At 69.6% G+C, this 26,622-nt stretch carries 25 protein-coding genes; 10 read left to right on the top strand and 15 right to left on the bottom strand.

All coding sequences use genetic code 11. The annotated features are described in order from the left end of the window. Window position 1 precedes the first annotated feature (1 nt). Together ACPPVW_RS11390 and ACPPVW_RS11385 are read left to right on the top strand one after the other, a co-directional pair. A complete protein-coding gene (locus ACPPVW_RS11390; protein WP_426623237.1) occupies window positions 2-859 on the top strand; it encodes a hypothetical protein in 858 nt (285 codons plus the stop codon). A gap of 37 nt (window positions 860-896) precedes the next feature. Next, complete coding sequence (locus tag ACPPVW_RS11385) at window positions 897-1,763, top strand: glycosyltransferase family 2 protein (RefSeq protein WP_426623236.1); 867 nt, start codon at window positions 897-899, stop codon at window positions 1,761-1,763. A gap of 19 nt (window positions 1,764-1,782) precedes the next feature. On the opposite strand, the gene rfbA is transcribed toward ACPPVW_RS11385, so the two are convergent. Together rfbA and ACPPVW_RS11375 are read right to left on the bottom strand one after the other, a co-directional pair. Continuing rightward, complete coding sequence (rfbA, locus tag ACPPVW_RS11380; protein WP_426623235.1) at window positions 1,783-2,646, bottom strand: glucose-1-phosphate thymidylyltransferase RfbA; 864 nt, start codon at window positions 2,644-2,646, stop codon at window positions 1,783-1,785. A 16-nt stretch (window positions 2,647-2,662) separates the two neighbouring features. Next, window positions 2,663-3,268, bottom strand: a complete 606-nt coding sequence (locus tag ACPPVW_RS11375) for a dTDP-4-dehydrorhamnose 3,5-epimerase family protein (RefSeq protein WP_426623234.1) — start codon at window positions 3,266-3,268, stop codon at window positions 2,663-2,665. Window positions 3,269-3,403: 135 nt separating this feature from the next. Between ACPPVW_RS11375 and rfbB the strand changes: the two genes are divergently transcribed. From rfbB to ACPPVW_RS11360, 3 genes are read left to right on the top strand one after another with little or no spacing between them, the layout of a single operon-like run. Further along, a complete protein-coding gene (gene rfbB / locus ACPPVW_RS11370; RefSeq protein ID WP_426623233.1) occupies window positions 3,404-4,393 on the top strand; it encodes a dTDP-glucose 4,6-dehydratase in 990 nt (329 codons plus the stop codon). Further along, window positions 4,393-5,274, top strand: coding sequence for a dTDP-4-dehydrorhamnose reductase (gene rfbD, locus ACPPVW_RS11365; RefSeq protein ID WP_426623232.1), 882 nt, complete (start codon window positions 4,393-4,395; stop codon window positions 5,272-5,274). Before rfbB ends, rfbD begins: the two co-directional genes overlap by 1 nt. Next, on the top strand, window positions 5,246-6,394 hold the full coding sequence (locus ACPPVW_RS11360) for a glycosyltransferase family 4 protein (protein ID WP_426623231.1): 1,149 nt from the start codon (window positions 5,246-5,248) through the stop codon (window positions 6,392-6,394). Before rfbD ends, ACPPVW_RS11360 begins: the two co-directional genes overlap by 29 nt. A gap of 102 nt (window positions 6,395-6,496) precedes the next feature. On the opposite strand, the gene ACPPVW_RS11355 is transcribed toward ACPPVW_RS11360, so the two are convergent. From ACPPVW_RS11355 to ACPPVW_RS11335, 5 genes are all read right to left on the bottom strand, one after another. Further along, window positions 6,497-7,741 carry an acyltransferase family protein gene (locus ACPPVW_RS11355; RefSeq protein ID WP_426623230.1) on the bottom strand — a complete coding sequence of 415 codons (1,245 nt, stop codon included), beginning with the start codon at window positions 7,739-7,741 and terminating at the stop codon, window positions 6,497-6,499. Window positions 7,742-7,812: 71 nt separating this feature from the next. Then, window positions 7,813-9,858 (bottom strand): acyltransferase family protein, encoded by a 2,046-nt coding sequence (locus ACPPVW_RS11350; protein ID WP_426623229.1) that lies wholly within the window; start codon window positions 9,856-9,858, stop codon window positions 7,813-7,815. 99 nt (window positions 9,859-9,957) lie between these two features. Then, window positions 9,958-11,316 carry an LCP family protein gene (locus ACPPVW_RS11345; RefSeq protein ID WP_426623228.1) on the bottom strand — a complete coding sequence of 453 codons (1,359 nt, stop codon included), beginning with the start codon at window positions 11,314-11,316 and terminating at the stop codon, window positions 9,958-9,960. Further along, window positions 11,313-11,816: a 5-(carboxyamino)imidazole ribonucleotide mutase gene (purE, locus tag ACPPVW_RS11340; protein ID WP_426623227.1), complete on the bottom strand. Its 504-nt coding sequence runs from the start codon at window positions 11,814-11,816 to the stop codon at window positions 11,313-11,315. The genes ACPPVW_RS11345 and purE overlap by 4 nt, the downstream gene beginning before the upstream one ends. 93 nt (window positions 11,817-11,909) lie before the next feature. Next, complete coding sequence (locus tag ACPPVW_RS11335) at window positions 11,910-13,100, bottom strand: 5-(carboxyamino)imidazole ribonucleotide synthase (RefSeq protein WP_426626288.1); 1,191 nt, start codon at window positions 13,098-13,100, stop codon at window positions 11,910-11,912. A gap of 69 nt (window positions 13,101-13,169) precedes the next feature. On the opposite strand from ACPPVW_RS11335, the gene ACPPVW_RS11330 reads away from it, so the two are divergent. Next, the gene (locus ACPPVW_RS11330) at window positions 13,170-13,736 is read left to right on the top strand and encodes a GtrA family protein (protein WP_426623226.1); all 567 of its coding nucleotides are present in this window, start codon (window positions 13,170-13,172) and stop codon (window positions 13,734-13,736) included. Here ACPPVW_RS11330 and ACPPVW_RS11325 read toward each other — a convergent pair. Continuing rightward, window positions 13,698-14,246: a PH domain-containing protein gene (locus tag ACPPVW_RS11325; RefSeq protein ID WP_426623225.1), complete on the bottom strand. Its 549-nt coding sequence runs from the start codon at window positions 14,244-14,246 to the stop codon at window positions 13,698-13,700. The two genes, ACPPVW_RS11330 and ACPPVW_RS11325, sit on opposite strands and share 39 nt — an antisense overlap. Before the next feature lie 8 nt (window positions 14,247-14,254). Then, complete coding sequence (locus ACPPVW_RS11320) at window positions 14,255-15,016, bottom strand: biotin--[acetyl-CoA-carboxylase] ligase (protein WP_426623224.1); 762 nt, start codon at window positions 15,014-15,016, stop codon at window positions 14,255-14,257. A 76-nt stretch (window positions 15,017-15,092) separates the two neighbouring features. On the opposite strand from ACPPVW_RS11320, the gene ACPPVW_RS11315 reads away from it, so the two are divergent. Then, entirely contained in the window at window positions 15,093-16,706 is a 1,614-nt protein-coding gene (locus tag ACPPVW_RS11315) for an acyl-CoA carboxylase subunit beta (RefSeq protein WP_426623223.1), read from the top strand. Then, window positions 16,703-16,954: an acyl-CoA carboxylase epsilon subunit gene (locus ACPPVW_RS11310; RefSeq protein ID WP_426623222.1), complete on the top strand. Its 252-nt coding sequence runs from the start codon at window positions 16,703-16,705 to the stop codon at window positions 16,952-16,954. Before ACPPVW_RS11315 ends, ACPPVW_RS11310 begins: the two co-directional genes overlap by 4 nt. A 394-nt stretch (window positions 16,955-17,348) precedes the next feature. Here the strand turns inward: ACPPVW_RS11310 and ACPPVW_RS11305 are convergent, their stop codons facing one another. From ACPPVW_RS11305 to ACPPVW_RS11290, 4 genes are read right to left on the bottom strand one after another with little or no spacing between them, the layout of a single operon-like run. Further along, window positions 17,349-18,386: a hypothetical protein gene (locus ACPPVW_RS11305; RefSeq protein WP_426623221.1), complete on the bottom strand. Its 1,038-nt coding sequence runs from the start codon at window positions 18,384-18,386 to the stop codon at window positions 17,349-17,351. Then, a complete protein-coding gene (locus ACPPVW_RS11300; RefSeq protein WP_426623220.1) occupies window positions 18,383-19,660 on the bottom strand; it encodes an ATP-binding protein in 1,278 nt (425 codons plus the stop codon). The genes ACPPVW_RS11305 and ACPPVW_RS11300 overlap by 4 nt, the downstream gene beginning before the upstream one ends. Next, window positions 19,647-20,306, bottom strand: coding sequence for a response regulator (locus ACPPVW_RS11295; protein WP_426623219.1), 660 nt, complete (start codon window positions 20,304-20,306; stop codon window positions 19,647-19,649). Before ACPPVW_RS11295 ends, ACPPVW_RS11300 begins: the two co-directional genes overlap by 14 nt. Window positions 20,307-20,346: 40 nt before the next feature. Further along, the gene (locus tag ACPPVW_RS11290) at window positions 20,347-21,639 is read right to left on the bottom strand and encodes a class I SAM-dependent RNA methyltransferase (protein ID WP_426623218.1); all 1,293 of its coding nucleotides are present in this window, start codon (window positions 21,637-21,639) and stop codon (window positions 20,347-20,349) included. 24 nt (window positions 21,640-21,663) lie between these two features. On the opposite strand from ACPPVW_RS11290, the gene ACPPVW_RS11285 reads away from it, so the two are divergent. Then, the gene (locus ACPPVW_RS11285; protein ID WP_426623217.1) at window positions 21,664-22,299 is read left to right on the top strand and encodes a Maf family protein; all 636 of its coding nucleotides are present in this window, start codon (window positions 21,664-21,666) and stop codon (window positions 22,297-22,299) included. Between the two features lie 120 nt (window positions 22,300-22,419). Further along, window positions 22,420-24,183, top strand: a complete 1,764-nt coding sequence (locus ACPPVW_RS11280) for an acetyl/propionyl/methylcrotonyl-CoA carboxylase subunit alpha (protein WP_426623216.1) — start codon at window positions 22,420-22,422, stop codon at window positions 24,181-24,183. A 21-nt stretch (window positions 24,184-24,204) separates the two neighbouring features. Here ACPPVW_RS11280 and ACPPVW_RS11275 read toward each other — a convergent pair whose 3' ends face one another. Beyond that, window positions 24,205-25,542, bottom strand: a complete 1,338-nt coding sequence (locus ACPPVW_RS11275) for a hypothetical protein (RefSeq protein WP_426623215.1) — start codon at window positions 25,540-25,542, stop codon at window positions 24,205-24,207. 144 nt (window positions 25,543-25,686) lie between these two features. Next, entirely contained in the window at window positions 25,687-26,124 is a 438-nt protein-coding gene (locus ACPPVW_RS11270) for an endonuclease domain-containing protein (protein WP_426623214.1), read from the bottom strand. Between the last annotated feature and the right edge of the window lie 498 nt (window positions 26,125-26,622).

The following is a 26,622-nucleotide window of genomic DNA, read 5'->3' as shown; positions in this document are numbered from 1 at the left end:
CATGCCCCGCCTGGTGTTCCTCTACGCCGAACAGTTCGCAGGCGCAGGCTCCACAGTGATGAGGGGCTTCCAGCTGGCCGACCTGGCCCGCCACGCACTGCGCAGACATTCGGTCAGAATCCGCCCCCTCGGGGCCCGCACGACCAATGCGACGGTCTTCCTCACCAAGGGCGCGCTCCGCGTCGCGACCCCAGTGCAGCTGGACGACCTGCTGCGGAGGGGGAACCGCCTCCTCTTCGACCCGGTCGACGAGCTCCCGCCCAGTACGACGGCGCGGTTCGCCGACGTGCTCATCGCGAGCTCGTTGACCGCGTTCGAGGAGTACGGCCGCAGCTTCCCGGGCACCCGGGTGGCCCTGGTCAACCATCATGTGGACCCGCGGCTGGACACGACGCCCGTGCAGCACAGCACCTTCCGGGCCGGCTACTTCGGCGAGCGTGTCAACGCGGTCCTGACCGACCGCATCGAAGAGCACGTGGACGTCGTCCCGATCGACACCTCGCGCGAGGACTCCGGGTGGCTGGCGTCCATCCGCGACTACTCGTTCCATTACGCCGTCCGCCGGCACCGCGAGCTCGACCACTACAAGCCGTTCCTCAAGGGCTTCACAGCCGCGCACTGCGGCACGCCCCTCCTCATCCAGCGCGACCAGCAGGAGGCCGTACGCTGGCTCGGCGACGACTACCCGTACCTGGTCGACGCCCCCGTGTCGGAGGAGCAGGTGCTCGACGCGCTCGCCCAGGCGGAGTCCGACTTCGGCAGCCCGCGGTGGCGGCTGGCCGAGGCCGCAATGGCCGGGATCCGCGCCCGCACGACTGCGCAGCGCATCGGCGAGGAGCTGGCGGCCGCCGTCCTCTAGGGTGGGTCCGTCTCGACGGCATCTATGCTGGAATGCGATGCCTTCTCCCCTGTCCTCCCGTGCGGTCGCCGTCATCACCGTCAGCTACAACTCGAGCGGCGAGCTCGACGGGTTCCTCGACTCCGTCGCGCACGGGGAGCTCGCACCGCATACCTTCATCGCCGACAACGCATCGGCCGATCTGGAGACGAGCAGGGCGATCGCCGCGACACACGACGCGACCGTCATCGCGGTCGGCGAGAACCGAGGGTATGGCGGCGCGATCAACGCCGCAGCGACCGCGCTGCCCGACGAGGTCGAGTACATCCTGGTGTCGAACCCCGACGTGCGGCTCTCACCCGACTCGCTGGAGCGCCTCGTCAGGGCGATGAGCGAGGACGCGACGGTCGGTGCCGTCGGGCCGCGGGTGCTGAACATCGACGGCACGCCGTACCCGTCGGCCCGATCCTTCCCCTCCCTGCGCACCGGGATCGGGCACGCGGTCTTCTTCTCCGTGTGGCCTCGCAACCCGTGGAGCCGGCGTTATCTGGCCCACCGTGACGACTCCATCCAGCCGAGGCCCGTGGACTGGCTGTCCGGATCGTGCGTGCTGGTGCGCCGGGCCGCGTTCCGCGCGGTCGGTGGCTTCGACGAGGGGTACTTCATGTACTTCGAAGACGTCGACCTCGGCTATCGTCTCGCCAAGGCGGGCTGGCGTCGCCTGTTCCTGCCGACGGCGAGCGTCGTCCACTCGGGGGCGCACTCCACGACGACCGAATCCGCCCGCATGATCCGCGCCCACCACGACAGCGCCTACCGCTACCTCAGCCGCAAGTACAGCGGGCCGCTGCTCGCGCCGCTGCGCTGGACGCTCAAGCTCGGGCTCGACCTGCGTGCCGCGTACCTGACGCGGCGCGGCGACTGACGGCGCCGCGCCTCGCCCGCTACGACTCGAGTAGGCGCTTCAGGTACTCGCCGTAGCCGCTCTTCACCAGGGGCGCTGCCAGCTCGCCGAGCCGGGAATCGTCGATCCAGCCTGCACGCCAGGCGATCTCCTCGATGCAGCCGACCTTGAAACCCTGGCGGTCCTCGATGACGCGCACATACTCCGACGCCTGCATCATCGACTCGAACGTGCCGGTGTCGAGCCACGCGGTGCCCCGGTCGAGCACCTGCACCTGCAGCTTGCCCGATTGGAGGTAGCGCTCGTTGACGGTGGAGATCTCGAGCTCGCCGCGCGCGCTCGGCTCGATGGTCTTGGCGATCTCGACGACGGAGTTGTCGTAGAAGTACAGACCGGGTACGGCGTACTTGCTCTTCGGCTTGACCGGCTTCTCCTCGATCGAGAGCGCCGTGAAGCTGTCGTCGAACTCGACGACGCCGTACGCCGTCGGGTCGCTCACCTGATACGCGAAGATCAGCGCGCCGTCGATGTCGTTGTGCTGCCGCAGCGACGACCCGAGACCCGTGCCGTGGAAGATGTTGTCGCCGAGCACCAGGGCCACCGACTCGCCGCCGATGAACTCCTCACCGATGATGAACGCCTGGGCCAGGCCGTCGGGCGACGGCTGCACCGCGTACTCGATGCGGATGCCGAGCTGCGAGCCATCGCCGAAGAGGGCGCGGAACTGGTCGTTGTACTCCGGCGTCGTGATGATGAGGATCTCGTTGATCCCGGCCATCATGAGCGTCGACAACGGGTAGTAGACCATCGGCTTGTCGTAGATGGGCATGAGCTGCTTGGAGATGCCCTTGGTGATGGGCCACAGCCGGGTGCCGGAGCCGCCGGCGAGGATGATTCCGCGCATGAGAGTGGTGACGTCCTTACTTCTGGTCGAGGGAGGCGTAGAAGGCGCGCGCCGCGTCCAAGGTCGGGAGCAGGCCGGTCTCCCGCGCCTCCGACAGGCCGGGCGCCTCGGTGTCCTTGGGCGACAGGAGGAGCTCGTCGGCCGGCACGGGGAACTCGAGGGCGATCTCCGCGTCGAGCGGGTTGATGCCGTGCTCGCGTCCCGGGTTGTAGACGTCGGTGACGAGGTAGCTCACGGTGGCGTCGTCGGTCAGCGCGACGAAGCAGTGGCCCAGCCCCTCCGCGACGTAGATGGCGCGGCGATCGGTGTCGTCGAGCAGCACGGAGTCCCATTGCCCGAACGTCGGGGAGCCGACGCGGATGTCGATGACGAAGTCGAGCACGGCGCCACGCGGAGCCATGACGTACTTGGCCTGGCTCGGCGGGATGTCGGCGAAGTGGATGCCACGGACCGAGCCACGGCGCGACACGGAGGTGTTGCCCTGCTTGAGGTCGAGCGAGTGACCGACGGCCTCCTCCAACCGGTCGAACCGGTAGAACTCGTAGAACAGGCCGCGGTCGTCCGCGTGCTGCACCGGGGTGATCTCGTAGGCGTCGGGGATCGAAAGTTCTCGGATCTGCACCCGGGGAGTCTACCAACTAGGGTGTGCGTCCCAACTCTCTGGCGTAGGCGGCCAGTAGCCACGGAGTTGGGAGACGCGCCCTACGCCTCACGGTAGACTCGTCGGCGGTTCACCGACAGAAAGCAGCCCTTCCGCATGAAGATACTCGTCACCGGTGGCGCCGGGTTCATCGGCTCCAATTTCGTCCGTCGGACCCTGCAGGACGCCTACCCCGGACTGGAGGGCGCAGAGGTCGTCGTCCTCGACGCGCTGACGTACTCGGGCAACCTGGCGAACCTCGCCCCGGTCGCCGACTCGCCGCGCTACACGTTCGTCAAGGGCGATATCCGCGACGGCGGCCTGCTCGACGAGCTCTTCCCCACGATCGACGCCGTCGTGCACTTCGCCGCGGAGTCGCACGTCGACCGCTCGGTGCGCGACGCCGCGATCTTCGTGGAGACCAACGTTCTGGGCACCCAGCAGCTCCTCGACGCCGCCCTCCGCAACAAGGTGGAGCGATTCGTGCACATCTCCACCGACGAGGTCTACGGCTCGATCGCCGAGGGCTCGTGGGCAGAAGACCGCCCGCTCGAGCCCAACTCGCCGTACTCGGCCTCCAAGGCCGGGAGTGACCTGCTGGCGCGCAGCTACTTCCGCACGCACGGGCTGAACCTCTCGATCACCCGGTGCTCGAACAACTACGGCCCTTACCACTTCCCCGAGAAGGTCATCCCGCTTTTCGTCACCAACCTCATCGACGACAAGCACGTCCCGCTCTACGGCGAGGGAAACAACATCCGCGACTGGCTGCACGTCGACGACCACACCCGCGGCATCGCGATGGTGCTCGTGAACGGCCGGGCCGGCGAGGTCTACAACATCGGCGGAGGCACCGAACTCACCAACAAAGAGCTCACCGAGCTGCTGCTGGAGGCCACGGGCAAGGACTGGTCGTACGTCGACCGCGTCGCCGACCGCCTCGGCCACGACCTCCGCTACTCGGTCGACATCGCCAAGATCCAGAAAGAACTCGGCTACGAGCCGCTGGTCCCGTTCCAGCAGGGCCTCGCCGACGTCGTGCAGTGGTACCGCGACAACCGCGACTGGTGGGAGCCCCTGAAAGCCCGCGCGGCTCTGGACAACTGATGCGCGTCCTCATCGCGGGAGCGAACGGCCAGCTCGGACAAGATCTGCAGAAGGCGTTCCGCGCTCACACGGTGACCGCTCTCGGGCGCGCCCAGCTCGACGTGACCGACCAGGACGCGGTGATCGCGGCCGTCGCCGGTCATGACGCCGTCGTCAACGCGTCCGCGTACACGAAGGTCGACGACGCCGAGACCCACGAGGACGAGGCGTACGCCATCAACGCCCTCGGCACTGAGAACCTCGCCGTCGCTGCCGCGGCGGCCGGCGCGCGGTACGTGACGGTCTCCACCGACTACGTCTTCGACGGCCACGCGACCCAGCCCTACGCCGAGGACACCCCGCGCGACCCGATCAACGCCTACGGCCGCACCAAGGCGGCAGGCGAGGAGCTCGCGCTGGCGGCGCACCCCGATGGCACCTACGTGGTCCGCACGGCGTGGCTCTACGGCGCCGGCGGGGCGAACTTCGCGCGGACGATGGTGAAGCTCGCCGCCACGCACGAGACGGTGAGCGTCGTGGCCGATCAGCTGGGCCAGCCGACTTGGACCGGCGACCTCGCCGACCGGATCGTCGCGCTGCTCGAGTCGGACGCTCCCGCCGGTGTCTACCACGGCACGAATTCCGGCCAAGCCAGCTGGTTCGAGTTCGCGAAGGCGGTCTTCAGCGCGGCCGGATTGAACCCTGATAGGGTCACACCGACCGACAGCGCGACGTTCGTGCGACCCGCACCGCGACCGTCTTACTCCGTCCTCGGGCACGAGGCCTGGACCACGGCAGGGCTCGCGCCCATGCGGTCCTGGCAGGAAGCCCTGGCAGACGCGGCACGGCACGGAGTCCTGGAGCTGGAGACAGATGACGACACTCAGCGTGGTGGTCGATGACCTCACCGCTGCGGAGAACGGTGGTTCCCGGAGGTACACGGAGGAGCTGACGCGTCAGCTGATCGCCACCGCCCCGGTCGGCTGCGACGTGCGCGCCTTCGTGTCGAACGTGCCGGACGAGCAGTTGGACGAGATCCGATCGTCGCTGCCGGGGCTCGCCGACCTCGTGCGCCTCCCCCTCGCCCGGCGCGAGCTCTCCCTCGCGTGGCAGTCCGGTCTCGCTGTCGGCGGCGTCCGCGGCATGATCCACGCGCCGAGCCTCCTGGCGCCGCTGCGCAAGCATCGCTCCGCCGACGCCGACGACCAGATCGCGGTCACGATCCACGACGCTCTGGCCTGGACGCATCCCGAGTCGCTCGGGGCGGCCTCCGTGCTCTGGACGAAGTCGATGGCCAAGCGCGCTCGCAAGTTCGCCGACGCCATCGTGGTTCCGACCCACGCCGTCGCCGACCGCCTCGCCGACGTCTGCGACTTCGGCGATCGCATCCGGGTGATCGGAGGAGCGCCCGCGACCACGCTGCGACTCCCGCCCGACGCCGACGAGCGCGCCGCCCGGCTGGAGCTGCCTCCCGTCTACGCCTTCACTCTGGGCTCGATCATGCCGCGCAAGGGCATCGCGCCGCTCATCCGCGCTATCGCCCGGCCGGAGGCGCAGGAGATCCCGCTGCTGATCGCCGGACCGGACCGCTACGGCGACGGCACGGCGACCGGTGTCGCGGCAGCCGCCGGGCTGCCGGAGGACCGCGTGCGCGCGCTGGGCCGCCTCGACGACGCCGACCTGGCCGTGGTGCTCGACCGGGCGACGCTGTTCGTCTACCCCAGCCTCGCGGAGGGCTTCGGCCTGCCGATCGTGGAGGCCTTCAAGTTCGGCCTGCCGGTCATCCACTCCGATGACCCCGCCCTCGTGGAGGTCGCCGCCGGCGCGAGCCTGGTGGTGGAGCGACCGGCCTCCGTCGACGACGACGCCGATTACAGCGAACGTCTGGCCGGGGCCATCGGCCGTGTGCTCGACGACGCCGACCTCCGAGCCCGCCTGGGAGTGCTCGCCTCCGACCGGGCGCGCGCATTCAGCTGGCGCGACTCGGCCGAGCGGGTCTGGCAGCTGCACGCCGACCTCTGACCCGCGACATTCGACGCGAGCGTCGCGACCGAGCGCGTGGAAAGCGACATTCACGGCGAATGTCGCGACCGAGCGCGTGGAAAGCGACATTCACGGCAAATGTCAGGGGCTCGCGGTGGCACCCTCGCGAGTCTCAGCGCGTGCAGGGGCGTCCTCCTCCGGCCCGAACCAGGCCTGGTAACGCGCCGACGCCCACACACCCACGGCCTTCGACCAGCCGTGGCTGCGCTTCTCGATGAGCCACGTGAAGCCGACCGCGACCAGCACGGCCAGCGGGATCGCGAAGAGCAGCGGCACGTACCAGGCCTGCCCGGCGAACAGGTAGGTGCTGAAGATGGTGATCGGCACGTGTACCAGGTACAGGCTGAACGAGATCGCGCCGAGGAACTGGAACGGACGCGACTCGAAGACCGCGCGCAGCGGCGTCCAGCCGAGCGCCGCGACCACGAGTCCGGCGGCGGAGAGCGGGACGAGGCCTTTGAGCACCGGGTCGAGCTCGGGGATCTGCCCGACGCCCGGCCCTACCAGCCACGGCGCGATCAGAAGCAGCGCGCTCCCGACCGTCAGCAGCGCCCAGAGCGGGTGCCGGAACCAGCGACGGTTGATCCGATCGGCAGTGTTCCGCACGACGTCGAGGCGCACCGCGATGACCGCGCCGACGAAGAACGCCGGCAGGTACTCCAGCTCCGCCGACCCGGCGCGCGCGCCCAGCCAGGTGAGCGCGCAGGCCAGCGCCAGACCGCCGATCCACCACTTGCGCACCGCGAGAGCGGCGATCGCGAACACCGGGAGCAGGAGCGAGAACGCGAACTCCCAGCGCAGCGACCACAGCGGGTTGTTGATCTGGCCGTCTCCGCCGAGGAGGTCGATCGCCTTGACGACGTACTCCCACGAGAAGGCCGGCGTCGAGGAGCTGCTGAGCCACGTCCCGCTCGGCTGGGTGCTCACCTGCGGGATGGCGGCCACCCAGGCCGCCGCGAGCAGCACGGAGGCCGCGACCGGCACCATCAGCCGCACGACGCGCCGCGGGAAGTAGGCCACCCAGTCGAAGCCTCGCCGTCGCACCACGGGAAGTGTCACCACGAGCCCCGAGAGCACGAAGAACACGATCACCGACTCGACGCCCGCGGTCGCGAGCTTGAGCGGGGTGTAGCTGATCCACCACATCGGAGAGCCGACGGGGGCGTGGCCGCCTCCGGGAGCACCAGGGAATTCGGGGTTCGTGTACAGCGAGTGATGGAGGAGCACCACGACCGCGGCCACGCCGCGCAGCCCATCCAGAGCCGTCAGCCGAGCACCGTTCTTCGTCGCTGTCGTCACATCCACGTTTCCACCAGTACCCGTCATCGACAGGCGACGGTACCGGCTGGCCCTGGGCAGTTCCTGTGACCCGTTCAGGGGTCACCTGGGGGCAGGCGTCAGATGATGAGCTCGCGCGTCAACGCCGCTTGGACGAACGGCCCGAGCGATCGGGCGTACGTCTGAGTGAGGTGGTGGCGGTCCTTGTAGACGATCACGCCGCCGATCACCACGGGGCAGTCGGTGCTGGTGCACAGCTCATCGCTCAGGTCGAGTACGGTCACGCCCTTGACTGCCTTCGCCGCCTGCAGCAGCGGCTGGGATCGGCCATCCAGCGCAGTCGCCCGCGGGCCGGCGCAGACGGCCGACTGGTGTTCGGGATGCACGGCGACGCAATTGGGCACGTCCTGCGGCTCGTACGGCGTGTCGGCCATCACGACGACCCTCGCGCCATCGCGGACGAACCCGTCGAGCGCCGAGCGGTGTGCCGCGACCTGGGCGTCGGTCGGTTCCAGGGTCAGCCTGGACTCCTCGTACCCGGTGGGAACCAGAGCGGCGTCCACCACCACCGCGGGCTTGAGCGCGGCGATGCTGGGGAGCGATCCCTTCACCCAGTCCGTGCACTCGACGTTCTCATCCCCTTTCGACAGCACCGCGGACAGTGCCATCGGACACGACGGATGAACGTAGGTGACGAGCCTCATGTGCTCGGACTTCGCGAGTTGGTCGAGCGGGGCGACCCATTGCCGGGCGTGGGAGTCGCCCACGATGACCATCGATCGGGTCCCGTTCGGGTCGCCGTAGAGGCAGGTCACGCCATCGGAGATGTGCTCGAGCTGCGTTCCCCCTGCACAGTCTCCGCTCTCGACGCCGTGAGCGTCGTTCTTGGCGAACACGGGGTCGACCGGAGGAGCCTTGTCGGGCGGGCAGTGCGCGTCCGGTCGCATCGCCATCGCGCCGAAGCAGTCGGCGTGCGCGCTCGCGGCGGCCAGAGCTGTCGCCGCGGCCGCGCGCGCCTGCGCCCGTGCCGTCGCCGTGAAACCGGTGGCGATGACGAGCGCGGCGACGATGCCGACCCACGCCGTTCCGAGCGTGATGGCGTGCTGATATCGATGTTCGATCCCGAGGAACGGGTCTTCGACGAGGTACTTGGAGGCGGCGGCGAGCAGCACGGACAGCCCGATGAGCACGAGCGTCTGCGCGAGCACCGGCTGGTGGCCGAACACGAACGGGAACAGCACGATGATCGGCCAGTGCCACAGGTACAGGGAGTAGGAGATTCCACCGATCCATTGCACCGGCTTCAGCCGGTAGAGCGCGCCGAGGAACGTGGATGGCATGCCGGCCCATAGCACGAGAAGCGTGCCGACCACCGGGAATGCCGCCAACGCGCCGGGGAACGGCAGCTCGCCGCTCATCAGGAAGCCGCACGCGCCGATCACGATCATGCCGACGAGCGAGACGCCGGTGCGCACGCCGACCGGTGCGCGCCAGCCGAGGTAGGCCAGGAGGCCGCCGGCCGCGAACTCCCACGCCCGCGTGCCGGTGGAGAAATAGGCGACGGAGTGGTCGCTGGCGGTGAGCACGACGGAGTACCAGAGCGATGCGGCGAAGATGGCCGTCAGGCACCAGCCGACTGCAGTGCGCCAGCGCGTGCGGAACACGACCAACGTGAGGATCAGCAGCAGCGGCATGACGAGGTAGAACTGCTCCTCGACCGAGAGCGTCCAGAAGTGCTGCACGGGCGAGGCCTGGTTGTCCGCGGCCAAGTAGTCGACCGAGTTCGTTGCGAGCAGCCAGTTCTGCACGTACAGGGTCGCGGCGACGATCTCGCTGTAGAACTGGTCCCACAGCTGACGCGGCACCCAGGCCGCGACGGCCACGGCGACAGAGACGGTCACGAGGAGGGAAGCGGGAAGGAGCCGCTTGACCCGTCGCAGGAGGAACCGCCCGTATCGGATCCGCGCGGTGCGGCCAGCCTCCCTCAGCAGGTTGCCTGTGATGAGGAAGCCGCTGATGACGAAGAAGACGTCGACGCCCACGAAACCGCCGGGCACGCCAGTCGGGAAGAAGTGGAAGATCACGACCAGGCCGACTGCGATGGCGCGCAATGCCTGGATTTCCGGGCGCAGTCGACGCGCACGGTTCGAAGAAGGGGCGGTCATCGACTCCCTTCCTGCTCCCGGTCGCGGACCAGCGACAATTCTAAACGGTACGAAGCCGCGAGAATCCTCTGTGCGGGTCCCCCTTTTCGGAGGTCGCCATCAGGGTCCCGTCGGCCGGGGTGTGGCGGGAGCCAGGGCGTCGTGGACCAGCTGGCGGATCGTCGTATAGTCCGGGTCGGTCGGGTCGATCGCGGGCGGCACCAGCTCCAGCTTGGTGACCGACTGCGTGCGTGTCTTCATGCCCAGATCGACGAAGTAACCGAGCATCGACTGCGGGATGTCGGTCTTCATGACCTGGGTACCCGCCTTCGCGATGTCCTGGAACTTGGTGACCACGTTGAGCGGGTTGAACTGCTTGAGGATGGCGTCCTGCAGCTGGCGTTGACGAGCCATGCGGTCGTAATCGCTGGTGCCGTGCCGGGCGCGGGCGTACCACTGCGCGTGGTAGCCGTCCATGTGGTGCTTGCCGGGCTGGATCCACTCCGCGACGCCGTTGAGGTTCTCGTCGCCGCCGATCGGCACCTTCTCGCTGACGGTGATGTCCACGCCGCCGAGAGCGTCGATGAGGTCGGCGAAGCCCTGCATGTCGATCAGGACGTAGTACTGGATGGTCAGCCCGGTCGCGCCTTCCAGAGCCTCGCGCATCGCCTCGATGCCCGGTTCGCTCTGCCGCTTCTTGGCGTTCGGATACAGATCGGACTTGTAGAGCTCGACCTCCGTGTAGATGGAGTTGAGCTGGCAGACATCGACATCGCACTTGTCGTGGTAGCCGTAACCGTCGGGATAGACGGCGCGCATCGGCGACTTCGCCGAGAACGGCACCGGGTTCAGGTCGCGAGGAAGCCCGATCGTGACCGCCTTGCCGGTCGCGGCGTCGATACTCACGATCGACATGCTGTCCGGCCGCAGGCCCTCTCTGTCCGGACCGGCATCGCCGCCGAGCAGCATGATGTTGTACCGGCCGTCCACCGGGGGAACGGAGGGTCCGGCAGCGAAGATATCGCTCAAGGCTCCACGCGCAGAGCCGGCCACCGACGATCCGTAGGCGGCGGTGCCCGCCAGGCCGACGAGCACGATCACCGAGAACGCCGCGATCCAGCCGCGCGCCTTCGACCGCGTCTTGACCAGGCGCACGAGCCGGAGCGTGTCCAGCGTCAGCACCACCCACAGCACCGCATACCCGATGAGGAGGAGCTGCAGGACGGTGAGGCTGCCGGCCTGGGTCGCGAAGGTGTACAGCGTCGACGGCGCTACGACCATCAGCACCACGGCGACCAGGGCGAGCGCCCAGAGCAGCAGAGTGGCGAGGATCCCGACACGGCCGAGCACCCGGTTACCCGCGACCAGCTGCGGGGTTCCGGGAAAGACCACGTTGAGGCCGACGAGCCACCAGCCGCGCGCGGTCATCTCGCCCGGCGACGACACGTCGGGGTGACGCAGCACGGTCGCCGAGCTCATAGCTTCGACTTCAGCGCCCGGTTCTTCTCCTCGACGCTCGCCTCGAGGTCGGCGGCGAAGCGGGCCAGCGACGTCGAGAGGGCGGGGTCGGAGGTCGCGAGGATCTTGACAGAGAGCAGCCCGGCGTTGCGAGCGCCGCCGATCGACACCGTCGCGACCGGGACGCCTGCGGGCATCTGTACGATCGACAGCAGCGAGTCGAGGCCGTCCAGCCGCGCCAGCGGCACCGGCACGCCGACGACCGGGAGCGTCGTGACGGAGGCGAGCATCCCCGGCAGGTGGGCGGCGCCGCCTGCACCGGCGATGATGACGCGGATGCCGCGTCCGGCGGCCTCCTTGCCGAAGGCGATCATCTTCTCGGGCGTGCGATGCGCGGAGACGACCTCCACCTCGTGGGCGACCCCGAACTCGTCGAGCAGTCGTGACGCCTCCTGCATCACCGACCAGTCCGAGTCGGAGCCCATCACGACGGACACCAGGGGCTGGGAGGGGGCGGGCATGGCAACCAGGATAGGGGCGGTGCGCAGGCCCGACCGGTTAGGCGCGCGGGGGGTCGCAAGTCAGTCGCCGAAGAACGGCCGGCGCTCGAACGGTCACCCTTCGAAGAAGGAGGCGGCCGCCCGCGCGCTGTAGACGACGTCGTCGAGGTCGTCGCCGGTGACGGTCACGTGGCCGACCTTGCGGCCCGGACGCGGCGCCTTGCCGTAGCCATGGAACTTCGCCTCGGGGTGCGCGGCGAGGGCCGCCGGGTAGCGGTCCTGCAGCGTACCCTCCACGGGGCCGCCGAGGATGTTGACCATGACCGACCACTCCTCGCGCATCGCGGTGGAGCCGAGCGGCAGGTCAAGAACGGACCGCAGGTGCTGCTCGAACTGTCCGGTCACCGCGCCCTCGATCGACCAGTGGCCGCTGTTGTGCGGCCGCATCGCCAGCTCGTTGACCAGCACACGGCCGTCGATGGTCTCGAACAGCTCGACGGCGAGCACGCCCGTTACCCCGAGACCCTCGGCGACGCGGGTCGCGATCTCGGCCGAGACCAGGGCGAGGCGACCGGTCGAGCCGGGGGCCGGAGCGATGGCCTCGGCGCACACGCCGTTCTTCTGCACCGTCTCGACGACCGGCCAGGAGGCGGTCTCGCCGGAGGGACGCCGGGCGACCAGCTGAGCGAGCTCCCGCCGGAAGTCGACGAGCTCCTCCACCAGCAGCGCTCCGCCACGGCCGTCCTCGGCGAGCGCGAGGAACCAGTCGTCGGCGCCGGACGCGTCCGTCACCACGCGGACGCCCTTGCCGTCATAGCCGCCGCGTGCCGTCTTCACGACCGCGCGTCCGCCGTGGTCCACGAGGAAGGCGCCGAGCTCGTCTGCGGACTCCACAGCGGCCCAGTCCGGAACGGGAAGGCCGAGCTCGCTGAGCTTGGAGCGCATCTGCAACTTGTCCTGCGCGTAGAGCAGGGCGTCGGGTCCCGGGTGCACGGGGATGCCGCGCGCCACCAGTTCCCACAGGATCGCCGGAGGAACGTGCTCGTGGTCGAAGGTCACCACGTCGACGGTCTGCGCGAAGGCGAGCACGGTGTCGAGGTCGCGGTAGTCGCCGACGCCGGTGGCCGCGAGATCGGCGCTCATCCCCGCGGCCTCCTCGAGGACGCGGATGTCGATCCCGAGCGCGACTGCGGGCGGAATCATCATCCGTGCCAGCTGACCGCCGCCGATGACTCCGATCCTGTTCCTGGCCATCTTCGATGTCTCTCCTCGATACTCTTCACACGCTGCGCGGGCAACTCCCAGATTCGGCCGCTCCGGCTCGCGTAGTCTGGCGAACGCACTTCCTATCTTCCCGCATCCCTTGGCTGGAGCATGACGACCGAGACAACCGCCACCGCGAGCACGGCCCGCCTCCTCCCCCAGCTGATCAAGTTCGGCGCGGTCGGCGCAGTGGGGTTCGGTGTCAACCTCGTCCTGTTCAACGTGATGCTGCTGATCGTGCTGCGCAATGTACAGCACGCCACCATCTACGCGACGATCGTCGCAACGGTCATCGCCATCCTGACCAACTGGATCGGCAACCGGTACTGGGCGTTCTCCGGTCAGCGCCAGCAGAGCGCCGCTCGCGAGGGCGTCGAGTTCTTCGCCGTCAGCCTGGCCACCGGCACCGGCATCCCGCTGCTGTGCATCTGGGCGTCGCACTACCTGCTCGGCCTGGCGAACCCGGTCGCCGACAACATCTCGGCGAACGTCGTCGGGCTGGCGCTCGGGATGCTGTTCCGCTTCGCCCTGTACCGCTGGTGGGTCTTCTCCCCCGCCCGCGCTGAGCGCAAGAACGCCGCAGGTCTGGAGGCCGTGTCGACGGCCCAGCAGACGAAGACGGCGGTGACGGGCTCGATGCTAGCGCGAACCCCAGACGGTGGTCTCGTCGGAGACTGACTCCGACTGCTGGCGGCGCACCGCGACGATCGTCTGCGCGTGCTCCATCAGTTCGCTGAGCGCACGCTGGACCTGATCGGCTTTCGGCACGTCTTTGAGGACCACCGGGTGGTCGAGGCCGGAGTTGATCCGCACATCACCCGAGCGGAACATGCTCTGCAACCAGGTGCGCTTGACCGCCACGTCGTAGCTGCGGCTGTGCAGCAGCTCCTGGCGCACGCGCACGAAGAAGCCGTGGCGCAGGATGAGCCGCCTGGTCGTGATGGTGTAGCGGCGGCTCAGCCAGATGGCGAGCGGGAACAGGAACAACAGGAGGGTCGCGACAGCGGCAGCCGACCAGAGCAGGACGACCTCCCACACCTCGGACACGCGTCCTGCGAAGAAGCCGACACCGCCTGCCACGACGATGAGCGCCAGGCTCGGCCAGAAGAGCGCACGGGCGTTGGACCGGAGACGGGCGATGACCCGCTCCGGAGGCGGCGCGGGCGAACCCTCCGGCGTACTGCTCATGTCTCCCATTAATACCGCAGGTGGGTCACGTCGCCCGCCGCCACCGCGGCCGGCCCAGCATCCGACTCCACGATCAGTCGGCCTGTCTCGTCGATGGCCGTCGCGGTGCCGAGAAGCACGTCGCCGCCCGGAAGCTCGACGCGCACCGAGCGGCCGAGCGTGTGGCAGGCCTCGGCGACCTCGTCGCGCAGCGCGCTGCGGATCGGGTCGCCCCCGGCCGCCACGAACTCGCGGTAGAGCACGGTGAGCTGCGTCAGATAGGCCGCGAGCACCGCGTCGGGGTCGACGTCGCTCGCGCCGGACAGCGCGAGCGACGTGGAGGTCGGCGTCGGCAGCTCGTCGCGCTCCATCGTCAGATTCACCCCGGCTCCCACGATCACCCCGTCCATCCCCGGCAGCAGCTCCGACAGGATGCCGCACACCTTCAGTTCGTCGATGAGCACGTCGTTGGGCCACTTGACCGACACATCACGGCTGGTGAAGCTCGCGAGCGCGCGGCTCATCGCCACACCGGCGAGCAGCGGAAACCACCCGAGCGCCTCCGAGGCGAGCCCCTCTGGACGCAGCAGCACCGAGATGGCCAACGACGTGCCGTGGGGCGAGACCCAGACCCGGCCGAGCCGGCCACGGCCTCCCGTCTGGTTGTCTGTCACGACGACCGAGAGGTCGGGCAGGTCACCGGCGCGCGCCTGCAGGACGTCGTTGGTGGAGGCGGCCTCGGGGAGCACCTCGAGGATGGGGACGACGGCTCGGCTGCGGCGGAAGCTCATTGCTCAATTCTGCCAGCGAACAGGCGCGGATTTGTAGGATTCCGTAGACGGCACGGCCATTCGACCGGCCGGTAGAGTGAACGGCGTGACCGACACCGAAGCACGTCTGACCCCCGACCCGTTCACGACCGCCGGCAAGCTCGCCGACCTCAAGGAGCGGTTCCACGAGGCCGTGACCGCGAGCGGCCAGGCCGCCATCGAGAAGCAGCACGCCAAGGGAAAGCTGACCGCGCGCGAGCGCATCGACCTCCTGCTCGACCAGGGCTCGTTCGTGGAGTTCGACGAGTTCGTCCGCCACCGCACGCACGCGTTCGGCATGGACGCCAAGCGTCCGTACGGCGACGCTGTCGTGACCGGCGTCGGCACCATCCACGGCCGCAACGTCGCGGTCTTCAGCCAGGACTTCACCATCTTCGGCGGCAGCCTCGGCGAGGTGGCCGGCGAGAAGATCATCAAGGTCATGGACCACGCCATCAAGACCGGCGTTCCGATGATCGGCATCCTCGACTCGGGCGGCGCCCGCATCCAGGAGGGCGTGGTCGCGCTCGGCAAGTACGGCGAGATCTTCCGCCGCAACACCGCCGCCTCCGGCGTCATCCCGCAGATCTCCATCGTGATGGGCCCGGCCGCGGGCGGCGCCGTCTACTCCCCCGCGCTCACCGACTTCGTCATCATGGTCGACAAGTCCAGCCACATGTTCGTCACCGGGCCCGACGTCATCAAGACGGTGACCGGCGAGGACGTCGGCTTCGAGGAGCTCGGCGGCGCGCTGACCCACAACAAGGTCTCGGGCGTCTCGCACTACCTCGCGAGCGACGAGGAGGACGCGCTCGACTACGCGCGCACCCTGCTCAGCTATCTTCCGCAGAACAACCTGGCCGAGTTGCCGGTGTTCCAATCGGAGCCGGAGCTCGAGATCACCGACGCCGACCGCCGGCTCGACACGATCATCCCCGACTCGCCCAACCAGCCGTACGACGTGACCAGCATCATCGAGGGGATCGTCGACGACGGCGAGTTCCTCGAGGTTCAGCCGCTGTTCGCGCCCAACATCGTCATCGGGTTCGCGCGCGTAGAGGGCAGCTCGGTGGGCATCGTCGCCAACCAGCCGAACTCGATGGCCGGCACGCTGAACATCGACGCCGGCGAGAAGGCGTCCCGCTTCGTGCGCTTCTGCGACGCGTTCAGCATCCCGATCCTCACTCTCGTCGACGTCCCCGGCTACCTGCCGGGAACCGACCAGGAGTGGACCGGCGTCATCCGCCGCGGCGCCAAGCTGCTCTATGCGTACGCCGAGGCGACCGTGCCCCTGGTGACGATCATCACGCGCAAGGCCTACGGCGGCGCCTACATCGTCATGGGCTCCAAGCAGCTCGGAGCCGACCTGAACCTCGCCTGGCCGACGGCCGAGATCGCGGTGATGGGCGGCCAGGGAGCGGTCAACATCCTCTACCGCGGTGAGATCAAGCGCGCAGAGGACGCCGGCGAGGACGTCGCCGCCGTGCGCGCGCGTCTCGCCAACGAGTACACCTACAACGTGGCGAGCCCGTTCCTCGCCGCGGAGCGCGGGGAGCTCGACGGCGTGATCGAGCCGGCCGCCACACGCATCTCCGTCATCAAGGCCCTGCGGGCGCTGCGGACCAAGCGGGCGTCCCTCCCGCCGAAGAAGCACGGGAACATCCCACTGTGAGCGGGGCGCATGCAGCGTCGGGCGCCTCTGCGCTCGATCCGTCCCAGCTGCGGTTCCTCACGAAGGGTGTGACGCCCGAGGAGGTCGCCGCCGTCACGGCCGTGCTGGCGTCGGCTGCGGCCGAAGCCGCTGCCGCGGCACGCGACGCACGTCCGCAGCAGGGTACAGACGGCTGGGAGCGAACGCAGCGGAGCCTCCGCAGGCCGCTCGACCGTGGGTCGGGCGCCTGGCGTTCGTTCTCCGGCTGAACCCCCGGGTCGTCCCCGCTTGCACCCCGTTGTACCCCGGTCGGGGAGACCGCTACTCGCGGGACACGCGATAATCCGCCAGAGTGTTCTATCGGCAACCTCCGAGCTGTCCCCCTGGGGTCCCCCAAAATGACGACTATGTATTTCTCGAACGAACCGACAATATTGTTGTTGCTAGGTGTTTCTCCTTGTGAGTCACACCGCCAATCACTCGCCGACTAGGGTAAGCGGGCGAGTGCTTTGGGGGCGAGTCAGGGCGATCTTCGGGTTGTCGCCCTGACTCGGGGTTGAAAAGGGGCCGACAATTCGGGTGTCGGCCCCTTTCATCGTTTAACAACACGCGCTGACGCGCTCGTCCACCTCCGCCGAGGGATAGAGGACGGATGCGCGCGGGTCAGCGGACGGGTTCTCCGACCAGAGGGCGCGGGATCTCCAGCCACAGGTCGACCTCGTCGTCGTCCGACTCGGCTCCCAGCGCGTTGGCGGCACCATCGTCCGACATCCGGAGGCCGACGACAGTGACCGCCGTCGTGGACGACCGGGGCGCGGTACGGACGATCAGCCTGTCGGTCGTCGTGCCGCGGATCGCATCCGCCAGGCGACGGAGGACGACCTCCAGCCCGGCCTGATCGAGATCGTCGATGCCGCCCTCGTCGAGCAGGCTTACGACCACCCCACGGCGGCGGGCATCCATGACCTCGCCGCGCACATCGTCGTTGAGCAGGCGCCGCCCGCGGATCTCGTCGCGGATCGCGCCCTCCAGGTACCGGCACTCGCGTCGCTCCGCCTCGGTGAGGTCGCCGCCGCGGCGGACGATCTCGGCGAGCATCGGTGCGGCCACCCGGTAGGTCTGCCGCAGCCGGAACTGGCGCTCCATCACGTGCGCCTCCTGCGCGGCCTGCCACTCGGTGGCCTCCCGCTCGGCCCGCGCGAACTGCAGGGCGTCGCGCCCGGCCTTCGCCAGCGAGCGGGAGATCACGACGGCTACGCCCACCCAGACGACGGAGCCGATCACGCCGAGGCCCGCCAGAGCGCCCAGCCCCGCCCAGACGACCGTCTGCACCGCGAGGAAGCCGACGCCGACCCACGCGACGGACTGCTGGCGTCGCACCGCGGCGATCGTCATGAGCGTGCCGACAGCGGCGACGTACCACGTCGCGTACCCGTTGTCCTTCGCCGGGTTCAGCTCGCTGGTGACCAGGATGGGGATGACCACGCACACCGCGAGGTCGAAGGCCGCGAGCCAGAGCGGCATCGTGGTGGGACTCGTCGGCCACAGGCTGATGCCGGTCGCGACTGCGTAGAGCGCCATCGCCACGATCCCCGGGCCGGGGGAGCCGGGGATGGACAGCGACGACAGCCCGAGGAACAGGTGGTACGTGGAGAACAGCGCCCCGAGGCCGAGGAACAGCAGTCGGTTGAGCGTGATCATCCCGCCGCCTCCTGCTCGTGCTCGACGACCGAGCCGTGATCGACCGCCGGCCAGACGATCGTCACCGTCGTACCTTCGCCTGGAGCCGACACCACCGTCGCCCGGCCGCCGACTTTCGCCACCCGCTCGCGGATGCTCACCCGCAGGCCGAGCCGTTCGGCCGGCACATCGTCGGCGTCGAAACCGCGACCATCGTCGGCGACGACCACGCGCACCGCCGCGCCGTGCTCGCCGCCGCCCACGGTGACGCTGCGGTGCACCTCCTCGCCGCCGGCGTGCTGCATGCTGTTCACCATCGCCTGCACGGCCGCGGAGTACACCGCTTCTGCGACGTTGACGGGCAGGCTGTACAGGTCGTCGTCGCGGGCGTCCACGGCGAACGGCGACGAGAACGCGCACGCAGCGGCGACCAGCCGTTCGGACAGCTGCTCGACGCCGACCTCGGCCTGATCCTCCGGCCCCGAAGCCTCCGCCGCGTCCAGATGCCCGATCGCGTCGCCCGCCATCCGCGCGGCGAGCTCCTTCTGCTCCGGCGTGCGGGCGCTGGCCGCCGAGAGCAACGTCGTCAGCACGCTGTCGTGGACGATCGCGTCGACCTGCACGCGCTCCACCTCGGTGGCGTGCTGGCGCACGGCATTGCCGTATTTCGCGAGCGCCTGGCTTTGGGCGATGTCCACAGCGGTGGCGGCCTGACGCATCATGGCGATGATCGCCAGGATGACGCCGCCCAGGATGATCGCGTAGACCGCGTCGAGCCCGGCGAGCTCGACACCGACCCCGCCACCGGCCGGCAGGGCGCGGACCACGCCGTACGCGATCGGAATGACGAAGGTGTACACGATCGCCAGCCACAGCGGATACGCCACGGCCGCGAACGCCGTGAACACCGAGCAGAGGAACCACACCCACGGCTTGTCGGCGGCGAACTGGGACGGCTCGGACACCAGCAGGGGCCAGGTGACGATCGCGGCGAAGAAGACGATCGAGAGGACGCCCATCGCGACCTTGACGAACCGCTGCGCGAAGATCGCCAGCAGCACGGTGAACGCCAGGCCGCCGAAGACCAGCACCAGCACGACGGCCCCCCACGGGCTGCGCAGCGCGTCCAGCTGACCCAGCGCGGTCGGGAAGGTCTGCAAGCCGAAGACCAGGCCGAAGGCCGAGACCGTGCGGTCGGAGATGCGCTCGATCCGAGCGCGGCTCAGCGGGTTGCGCGGTTTGGTCGATTCGACGGGCGCTCCCGGCGCGGAGCGCGGAAGGCTAGAGGCGTTCATTGCCCGTGTCGGGGTCGAGCCCGGGCAGGATGCCGTCTTCCACGGCGCGGCGGAGCAGGTCCACCTTGGTGGGCGCGGGTCGGCCGAGCTCGACGTACTTCACACGGATCCGATCGAGGTACTCGCGTGCCGTGGAGTTCGCGATGCCCAGCTGCGCCGCCACCGCCTTGAGCGGGAGGCCGGAGGCGTACAGGTGCAGCACGTCGCGCTCACGACGGCCGAGCTGCGCCTTCGCGAAGTCGCTGTCGGCGTCGATCGCCGTCGCCCACTCCAGGTTGTTGAGCACCTCACCACGGGCGACCGTCTCGATCGCATTCATGACCGTCGTGGTCGGGGACGACTTGGGGATGACTCCGGCGGCACCTGCGGCGAGCGCCTCGCGCACGCTCGCGACCCGGTCGGCGATGCTGTGCACGAGCACGGCCGTCCCGGTCGCCTGGGCGCGCTTGACGTTGTCGGTGACCTTGGAGCCGTCGCCGAGCGACAGGTCGAGCACAACGACGTCGCACTCCTGGGAGCCGAGCTGCTCGACGAACTCGTTCACCGTCGCCGCTGCCACGACCACCTCGTAGCCGGCGTCCTGACAGGCAGCCTTGAGCCCCAGGCGCACCGACTCGTGATCGTCGACGATTGAGACTCGCACCATGCTGACCATCGTAGTGTGCGACATGTTCGCATCCAGGCGATCACGGAGTCAGCGTGGCGACGGCCTCCACATGGTGGGTGTTCGGGAACAGGTCGAAGGCCCGCAGCGAGCGCAGCGGGTACCCGCGCTCTGCGAAGTAGGCGAGGTCGCGCGCGAGAGCGACCGGGTCGCACGCCACGTACACGATCTGCGCGGGGCGCATCGACGCGATGGCCTCGACGACGTCGCGTCCCGCTCCGGAGCGTGGAGGGTCGAGGACGACCGTGGCGGCGCGCAGCCGCGCGCGCTCGGCGGCCGTCGCCTCCGCCGCGAGCGCGGTCACGAAGTGCTCGACCCGCGCGGTCACCGCGGTCGCCCCGACCCAGTCGGCGAGGTTCTCCGCCGCATCGTCGGTCGCCGCCTCGTCGGACTCGACCGACGTGATGCGCATGGTCGGGCCGAACCGATCGCCGAGCGCGGCCGCCAGGAGGCCGACCCCGCCGTAGAGGTCGAGGTTCGCCGCACGCGGATCGAACACCGCCTCGTCGACCGCCGAGCGCACGGCTGCGGTGAGCGTGGCGGCGGCCTCGCGGTGCACCTGCCAGAACCCGCGGGCGTCGAGGCGGAACTCCCGCTCCCCCACCCGCTCGCGGAGCGGGACCGGACGACGACGCGGCCGCACCGTGCGCTTCCCGCGCTTCTCCGGGAGGTCGTTCACGAGCACGTGCGTGGCCCCGAGCCCGGTGGCGACGACGTCGACCGACTCGGCGCCGGGAAAGCGCTGGCCGAACGGCGTCGACTCCTCCACCGCCGGCGTAGCAAGCGGGAGGCCGGTCACCGGCACCACGGTGTGGGTGCGCGCGGCATACGGCCCGATGACGCCGTCGCTGCCGACCTGCAGCCGCACCCGCGTGCGCCAGCCGGTGCCGTCGTCCGTCTCGCCCGGCACGGCCTCCACCGTCAGGCGGCCTCCGTCGGGGGCGACGGCCGCGATCGTCTCCGCGTCGAGGCGGGCGGTGCGCTGCAGAGCGTCCTCGATCACGCGGCGCTTGAGCTCGCGCTGGTGCTCGAGGTGGATGTGACCGAACTCGGCGCCGCCCGCGCGTCGCCCAGGGGCGCGTCGGACCGACGCGGCGTCCCAGACGTGCTCGCGACGCTCGGCCGCCGGGTCGAGGACCTCCAGCAGCTCCGCTCGCCAGAAGCGGTCGTGCGCGGTGTCGGCCACGCGGGCGCGCACGCGCTCCCCCGGCATGGTGTCCGGCACGAAGACGACCCGGCCCTCGTGCCTGGCGACGAACACACCGCCGTGCGCGACATTGATAATGTCGAGTTCGACCTCGTCCTTCTGGGGCATCCTCCGAGCATCCCACAGGTGATCATGCGCCTCTACCTTGCCTCCACCTCCCCCGCCCGCCTCGCGCTGCTGCGCGCAGCCGGCATCGAACCGGTCGTCGTGCCGTCGCACGTGGACGAGCGGGCGGCGGTGGCAGCGGCGGAGGCCGAGCACGGCGCGCTGTCTCCCCAGGCGATGGTGCAGCTGCTCGCCCGGCTCAAAGCGGAGGCCGTGCGCGGGACCCTCGACGGCACCCCCATCGATGGGCTGATCCTCGGCGGCGACTCGGCGTTCGCCATCGACGACCGCATCCACGGCAAGCCGCACCTGCCCGAGGTCGCCCGCGAGCGCTGGCTCGCCCAGCGCGGGCGCACCGGCAGCCTGCATTCGGGTCACTGGCTCATCGACCACCGCGACGGTCGCGAGAACGGGGCCGTCGGCGCGACCGCGGTCGCGTCGGTCACGTTCGCCGACGTCACCGAAGCCGAGATCGACGCCTACGTGGCAAGCGGCGAACCGTTGGAGGTTGCGGGCGCGTTCACGATCGACAGCCTCGGCGGTCCGTTCATCACCCGGATCGAGGGCGATCCGAGCACCGTCGTGGGGCTGTCGCTGTCGACACTGCGCGAACTGGTGCGGCGGCTCGGCGTGGAGTGGACGGAGCTCTGGAACCGGGTCTGACCCGTGCGCCGTGTCACGTTTCGATCCGCCGTCACTTGTTGACTCCCTGACGGCATTGGAATGCTTTTTTGTGGGGATCGGCCAAAAGCTGACCCCGCTCCCGCAATAGGCTAGAGAACTGTGCCACGTATCTCGAAGGTCCTCATCGCAAACCGCGGCGAGATCGCCGTCCGCGTCATCCGCGCCGCAAAAGACAGCGGTATCGCTTCCGTCGCCGTCTACGCCGACCAGGAACGTGACGCCCTCCACGTGCGACTCGCCGACGAGGCGTACGCCCTCGAGGGCTCGACGAGCGCAGACACCTACCTCGTCATCGAGAAGCTCCTCTCGATCGCCCGCCGCGCCGGCGCCGACGCCGTGCACCCCGGCTACGGGTTCCTGGCCGAGAACGCCGACTTCGCCCGAGCCGTCATCGCCGCGGGCCTGACCTGGATCGGCCCATCCCCCGAGGCCATCGAGCGCCTCGGCGACAAGGTGTCGGCGCGCCACGTGGCCGAGAAGGTCGGGGCGCCGCTCGCCCCCGGCACCCTCAACCCGGTGGCCGACGCTGCGGAGGTCCTCGAGTTCGTCGACGAGCACGGCCTCCCCGTCGCCATCAAGGCGGCGTTCGGCGGCGGCGGCCGCGGTCTCAAGGTCGCGCGCACCCGCGACGAGGTCGCGGAGCTCTTCGAGTCGGCGACGCGCGAGGCGGTCGCCGCCTTCGGCCGCGGCGAGTGCTTCGTCGAGAAGTACCTCGATCAGCCGCGCCACGTCGAGACGCAGTGCCTCGCCGACGCATACGGCAATGTGGTCGTCGTCTCCACCCGCGACTGCTCGCTGCAGCGTCGCCACCAGAAGCTCGTCGAGGAGGCGCCCGCGCCGTTCCTCGGCCCCGAACAGCTCGACAAGCTCTACAGCGCGTCCAAGGCCATCCTCAAGGAGGTCGGCTATCGGGGCGCGGGCACGTGCGAGTTCCTCATCGCCAAAGACGGCACGGTGTCCTTCCTCGAGGTCAACACCCGCCTCCAAGTCGAGCACCCGGTGTCCGAGGAGGTCACCGGCATCGACCTCGTCCGCGAGCAGTTCCGGCTCGCCGAGGGCGGCGAGCTCGACTACGACGACCCGATCCCCCGCGGCCACTCCTTCGAGTTCCGCATCAACGGCGAGGACGCCGGGCGGGCCTTCATCCCCTCCCCCGGACCTGTGCACGTGTTCAAGGCGCCGGGCGGTCCCGGCGTGCGCGTCGACAGCGGCATCCAGGCGGGCGATGTGGTCAGCGGTGCGTTCGACTCGATGCTCGCCAAGCTGATCGTGACCGGCGCCAGCCGCGAAGAGGCGCTGGAGCGCTCCCGGCGCGCGCTCGACGAATTCGAGGTCGCCGGCATGCCGACCGTGCTGCCGTTCCACCGCGCCATCGTGCGCGACCCCGCCTTCGCCCCTCAAGACGGCGAGCCGTTCTCGATCTACACCCGGTGGATCGAGACCGAATGGTCCGGCGGCATCGAGCCGTGGTCGGGCGAGCTGGGCGAGCAGGCTGCTGCCGAGCGCCGCAGCAACGTCGTCGTCGAGGTCGAGGGCAAGCGCATCGAGGTGTCACTGCCCGCGCGCATTCTCACCGGAGGCGCCGCCACGCAGGTCGCAGCTCCGGCGCCGCGCCGCCGTACCGCAGCTCACGCGGTCGATACGGCCACCGGCGACTCGGTGACCGCGCCGATGCAGGCCACCGTCGTCAAGGTGGCGGTGACCGACGGCGACGAGGTCGTCAAGGGCGACCTCGTGCTGGTGCTGGAGGCCATGAAGATGGAGCAGCCGCTGACCGCCCACAAGGACGGCACAGTCGCCGGCATCAACGCGTCCGTCGGCGAGACGGTCTCGTCGGGCCACCTCCTCCTCAACATCCTCTGATCGTCTGCCCGGCCGAGTCGGTCAGGCGTCCTCCATCACCTGTCGCAGGTGGGCGAGGTAGACCTGCTCGACGCCGTCCTGGGCCGCGCTGCCACGCAGGAAGTGCGCCCAGTGGTCGTACACGGCCATGGACTCGGCGGCGATGCCGGGGTAGTCCGGGTCGTACCCGCCGGCGTAGGTCGCCGTCTTGAGCAGTTCGTCACTGGGGATGTATGCGGGGATCTCGTTCGAGTAGGCGAGGAACCAGACACCGTCGGAGCCGCCGTTCTCCCCGCGAATGGCCGTGGCGAACCCGGACACGACCTCCCCGCCGCTGAAGAGGATCACCAGGGGATCATCGCCGCCGATCGTCCACCGCTGGACCGGGACCGGCACGGCCGACTCCAGGCTCGCGATCGGGGTGGTGTCGATCAGCTGGGTCATCCGGAGGGCGTGCCTGCGCTCGTAGCCGATGAGTGCGACGTTGGCGCTGCGCGCCAGGTACTCGGCGCGGACCGCCGCGATGTTCGCGGGGTCCAGGGTCACGTCCAGGGGAAGCGACACCTCCCCGTAGGCGGAGGTCACCGGCCCGGCCAGCTCTCGGCCGGGATCGGCGATCGCATTGACGACGGTCGCCCCGAGATCGTTCCCGAAGGTGTCGACATCGTCGAACGTTCCTGTCGCCGTCGGGTTCTGGTCTCCCGCCGGCCCGGTCAGGAACTGCGCGAAGCATCCCGCCCATTGCGATTCGATGACGTCGATGGCAGGGCCGGGGTAGTCCGGGTCGAACAGCGTTTGGCCGCCGGCCGCGACCGGATGGGCGCCGTAGCCGAACAGCACAGCGCGCGGCGTGCCGTCGGCGGCACGGGCGACGAGGCAGGGCACATCGCGCTCCACATAGGCGAGGCCCTCGCGGTTGAACGAGAAGTTCTCGTCGAGCACGACGTAGTCCAGCGTGCACGGCGTGCTGGGCGCGGCCTTCGTCTGCGCCACCAGGGTGGTGATCGTCGCCACGAGCCAGGAGGTGTAGGTACCGACCGACGCCAGGTTCTCCAGGTCGTAGGCGATGAACGGATCCAGCCCCTCGGTCAGCACCGGTCCGTTGTGGGTGTGCGTGGCGGTGAGCACGAAGTCCTCGGTGGGGATGCCGAGCGTCGTGACGGCGGCGCGGATCTGCTGGTGGGTGTCGCGCCGGAACCCGAGCACGTCGACGGTGACGATGACGTGCGGAACCGTGTCGTCGAAGAGGATGGTGCACCGCGCGTACAGCGACCGGTTGGTTCCCGTTGCGAGCCGCGGTGAGTCCACCCCGTAGCCCGCCAGCGGATACCCGACCGTGGGCGTGATTTCGATCTTCCCTGTCGAGACGGCGAACACCATGCCCGGCCCCCTTGCTCGCCCGCGGCCCGGCCCGATCCGGCCCCCGGCGACCACAGGGTACGACCCCACCCGCCCCACCGGCAACCCAGCCCCGCACCAACTCCGGAGTTTCCCACCACGCCCCGCCGATCTTCCGGAATTGACCTACAAAAGTGGCGCCATCGGCCGAATCTCCGGAGCAGCCAACAGCGCCTCGATCGTCGCGACAACCTCATCACCGTGTTCGATCACCTGGATGGCCGACACCCGGAGCCGCCGGCCACCAGCGAGCGCGAGTGCGGTGTCGCGCATTCGATCACGCTCGAACGCCGCTCGTCCCGAGTGATAGGCGAAGCCGTCCAGCTCGACGTACAGAAGGCCGTCCACGCGCATGTCGACTCGACCGACGCCGCTGACGTGCACCTGCTGTTCGACGATGTGGCCGCGTGCTTCGAGCCGCTGCCGCACGATGGACTCGATACCGGAGTCCGAACCGGGACGCGCCGATTCCGCGACCGACCGCGCTGGCCTGGGCTCGCCCTCGAAGATCCGCGCCAGTCCGGCGACGGTCGCCAGCCCGGCCGACAATACCGTGTCGAGCACCGCGACCGCGGTCTCGGCGGGAGCGCACCGGGCGACGGAACGCAAACAGTCCGCGAGCGAGACGCGCCAGCATTCGTCGTGGTCGTCACCGTCGACCCAATGACGCACCGCGTCCCCCGGCGGCAGTCGGGTGGCGTGCGGGGACACGCGCAGGTGGAGGCGACCGTCCGTCCCTCCCCAGAGCCCGTAGCTCCGGGCGGCCGAGACGCACGAGAGCCTGCCTCCCATGCTCACCGCCTCGAGCGTGAGCGGTGGGACCGTCGGGAGAGCGTAGACGCCTCGCCGGGGCCGGAGCATCAGGCCGGTCCGGACGGCGGAGGTCAACTCTCGTGCGCCGACCTGTGCGACGGACATCTGTGCGGAGGTGGCGATACCCCCGCAGCGTTGCAAGACCGTCATCGACTTCATCCGTGCAGTGTGCCCGGCGGCGCCGCCGGCGGGTTCGACGTTGACCGGATCTGTGGAGATCGGCGGCCTCCCGCGCCCTGTGGAGGACGT

Origin of the sequence: Leifsonia sp. McL0607 (assembly GCF_049993355.1) — a bacterium.
Classification (GTDB): domain Bacteria; phylum Actinomycetota; class Actinomycetes; order Actinomycetales; family Microbacteriaceae; genus Leifsonia.
The sequence above is the reverse complement of the archived record's forward strand: the minus strand, read 5'-3'. Positions and strand labels throughout refer to the sequence as shown.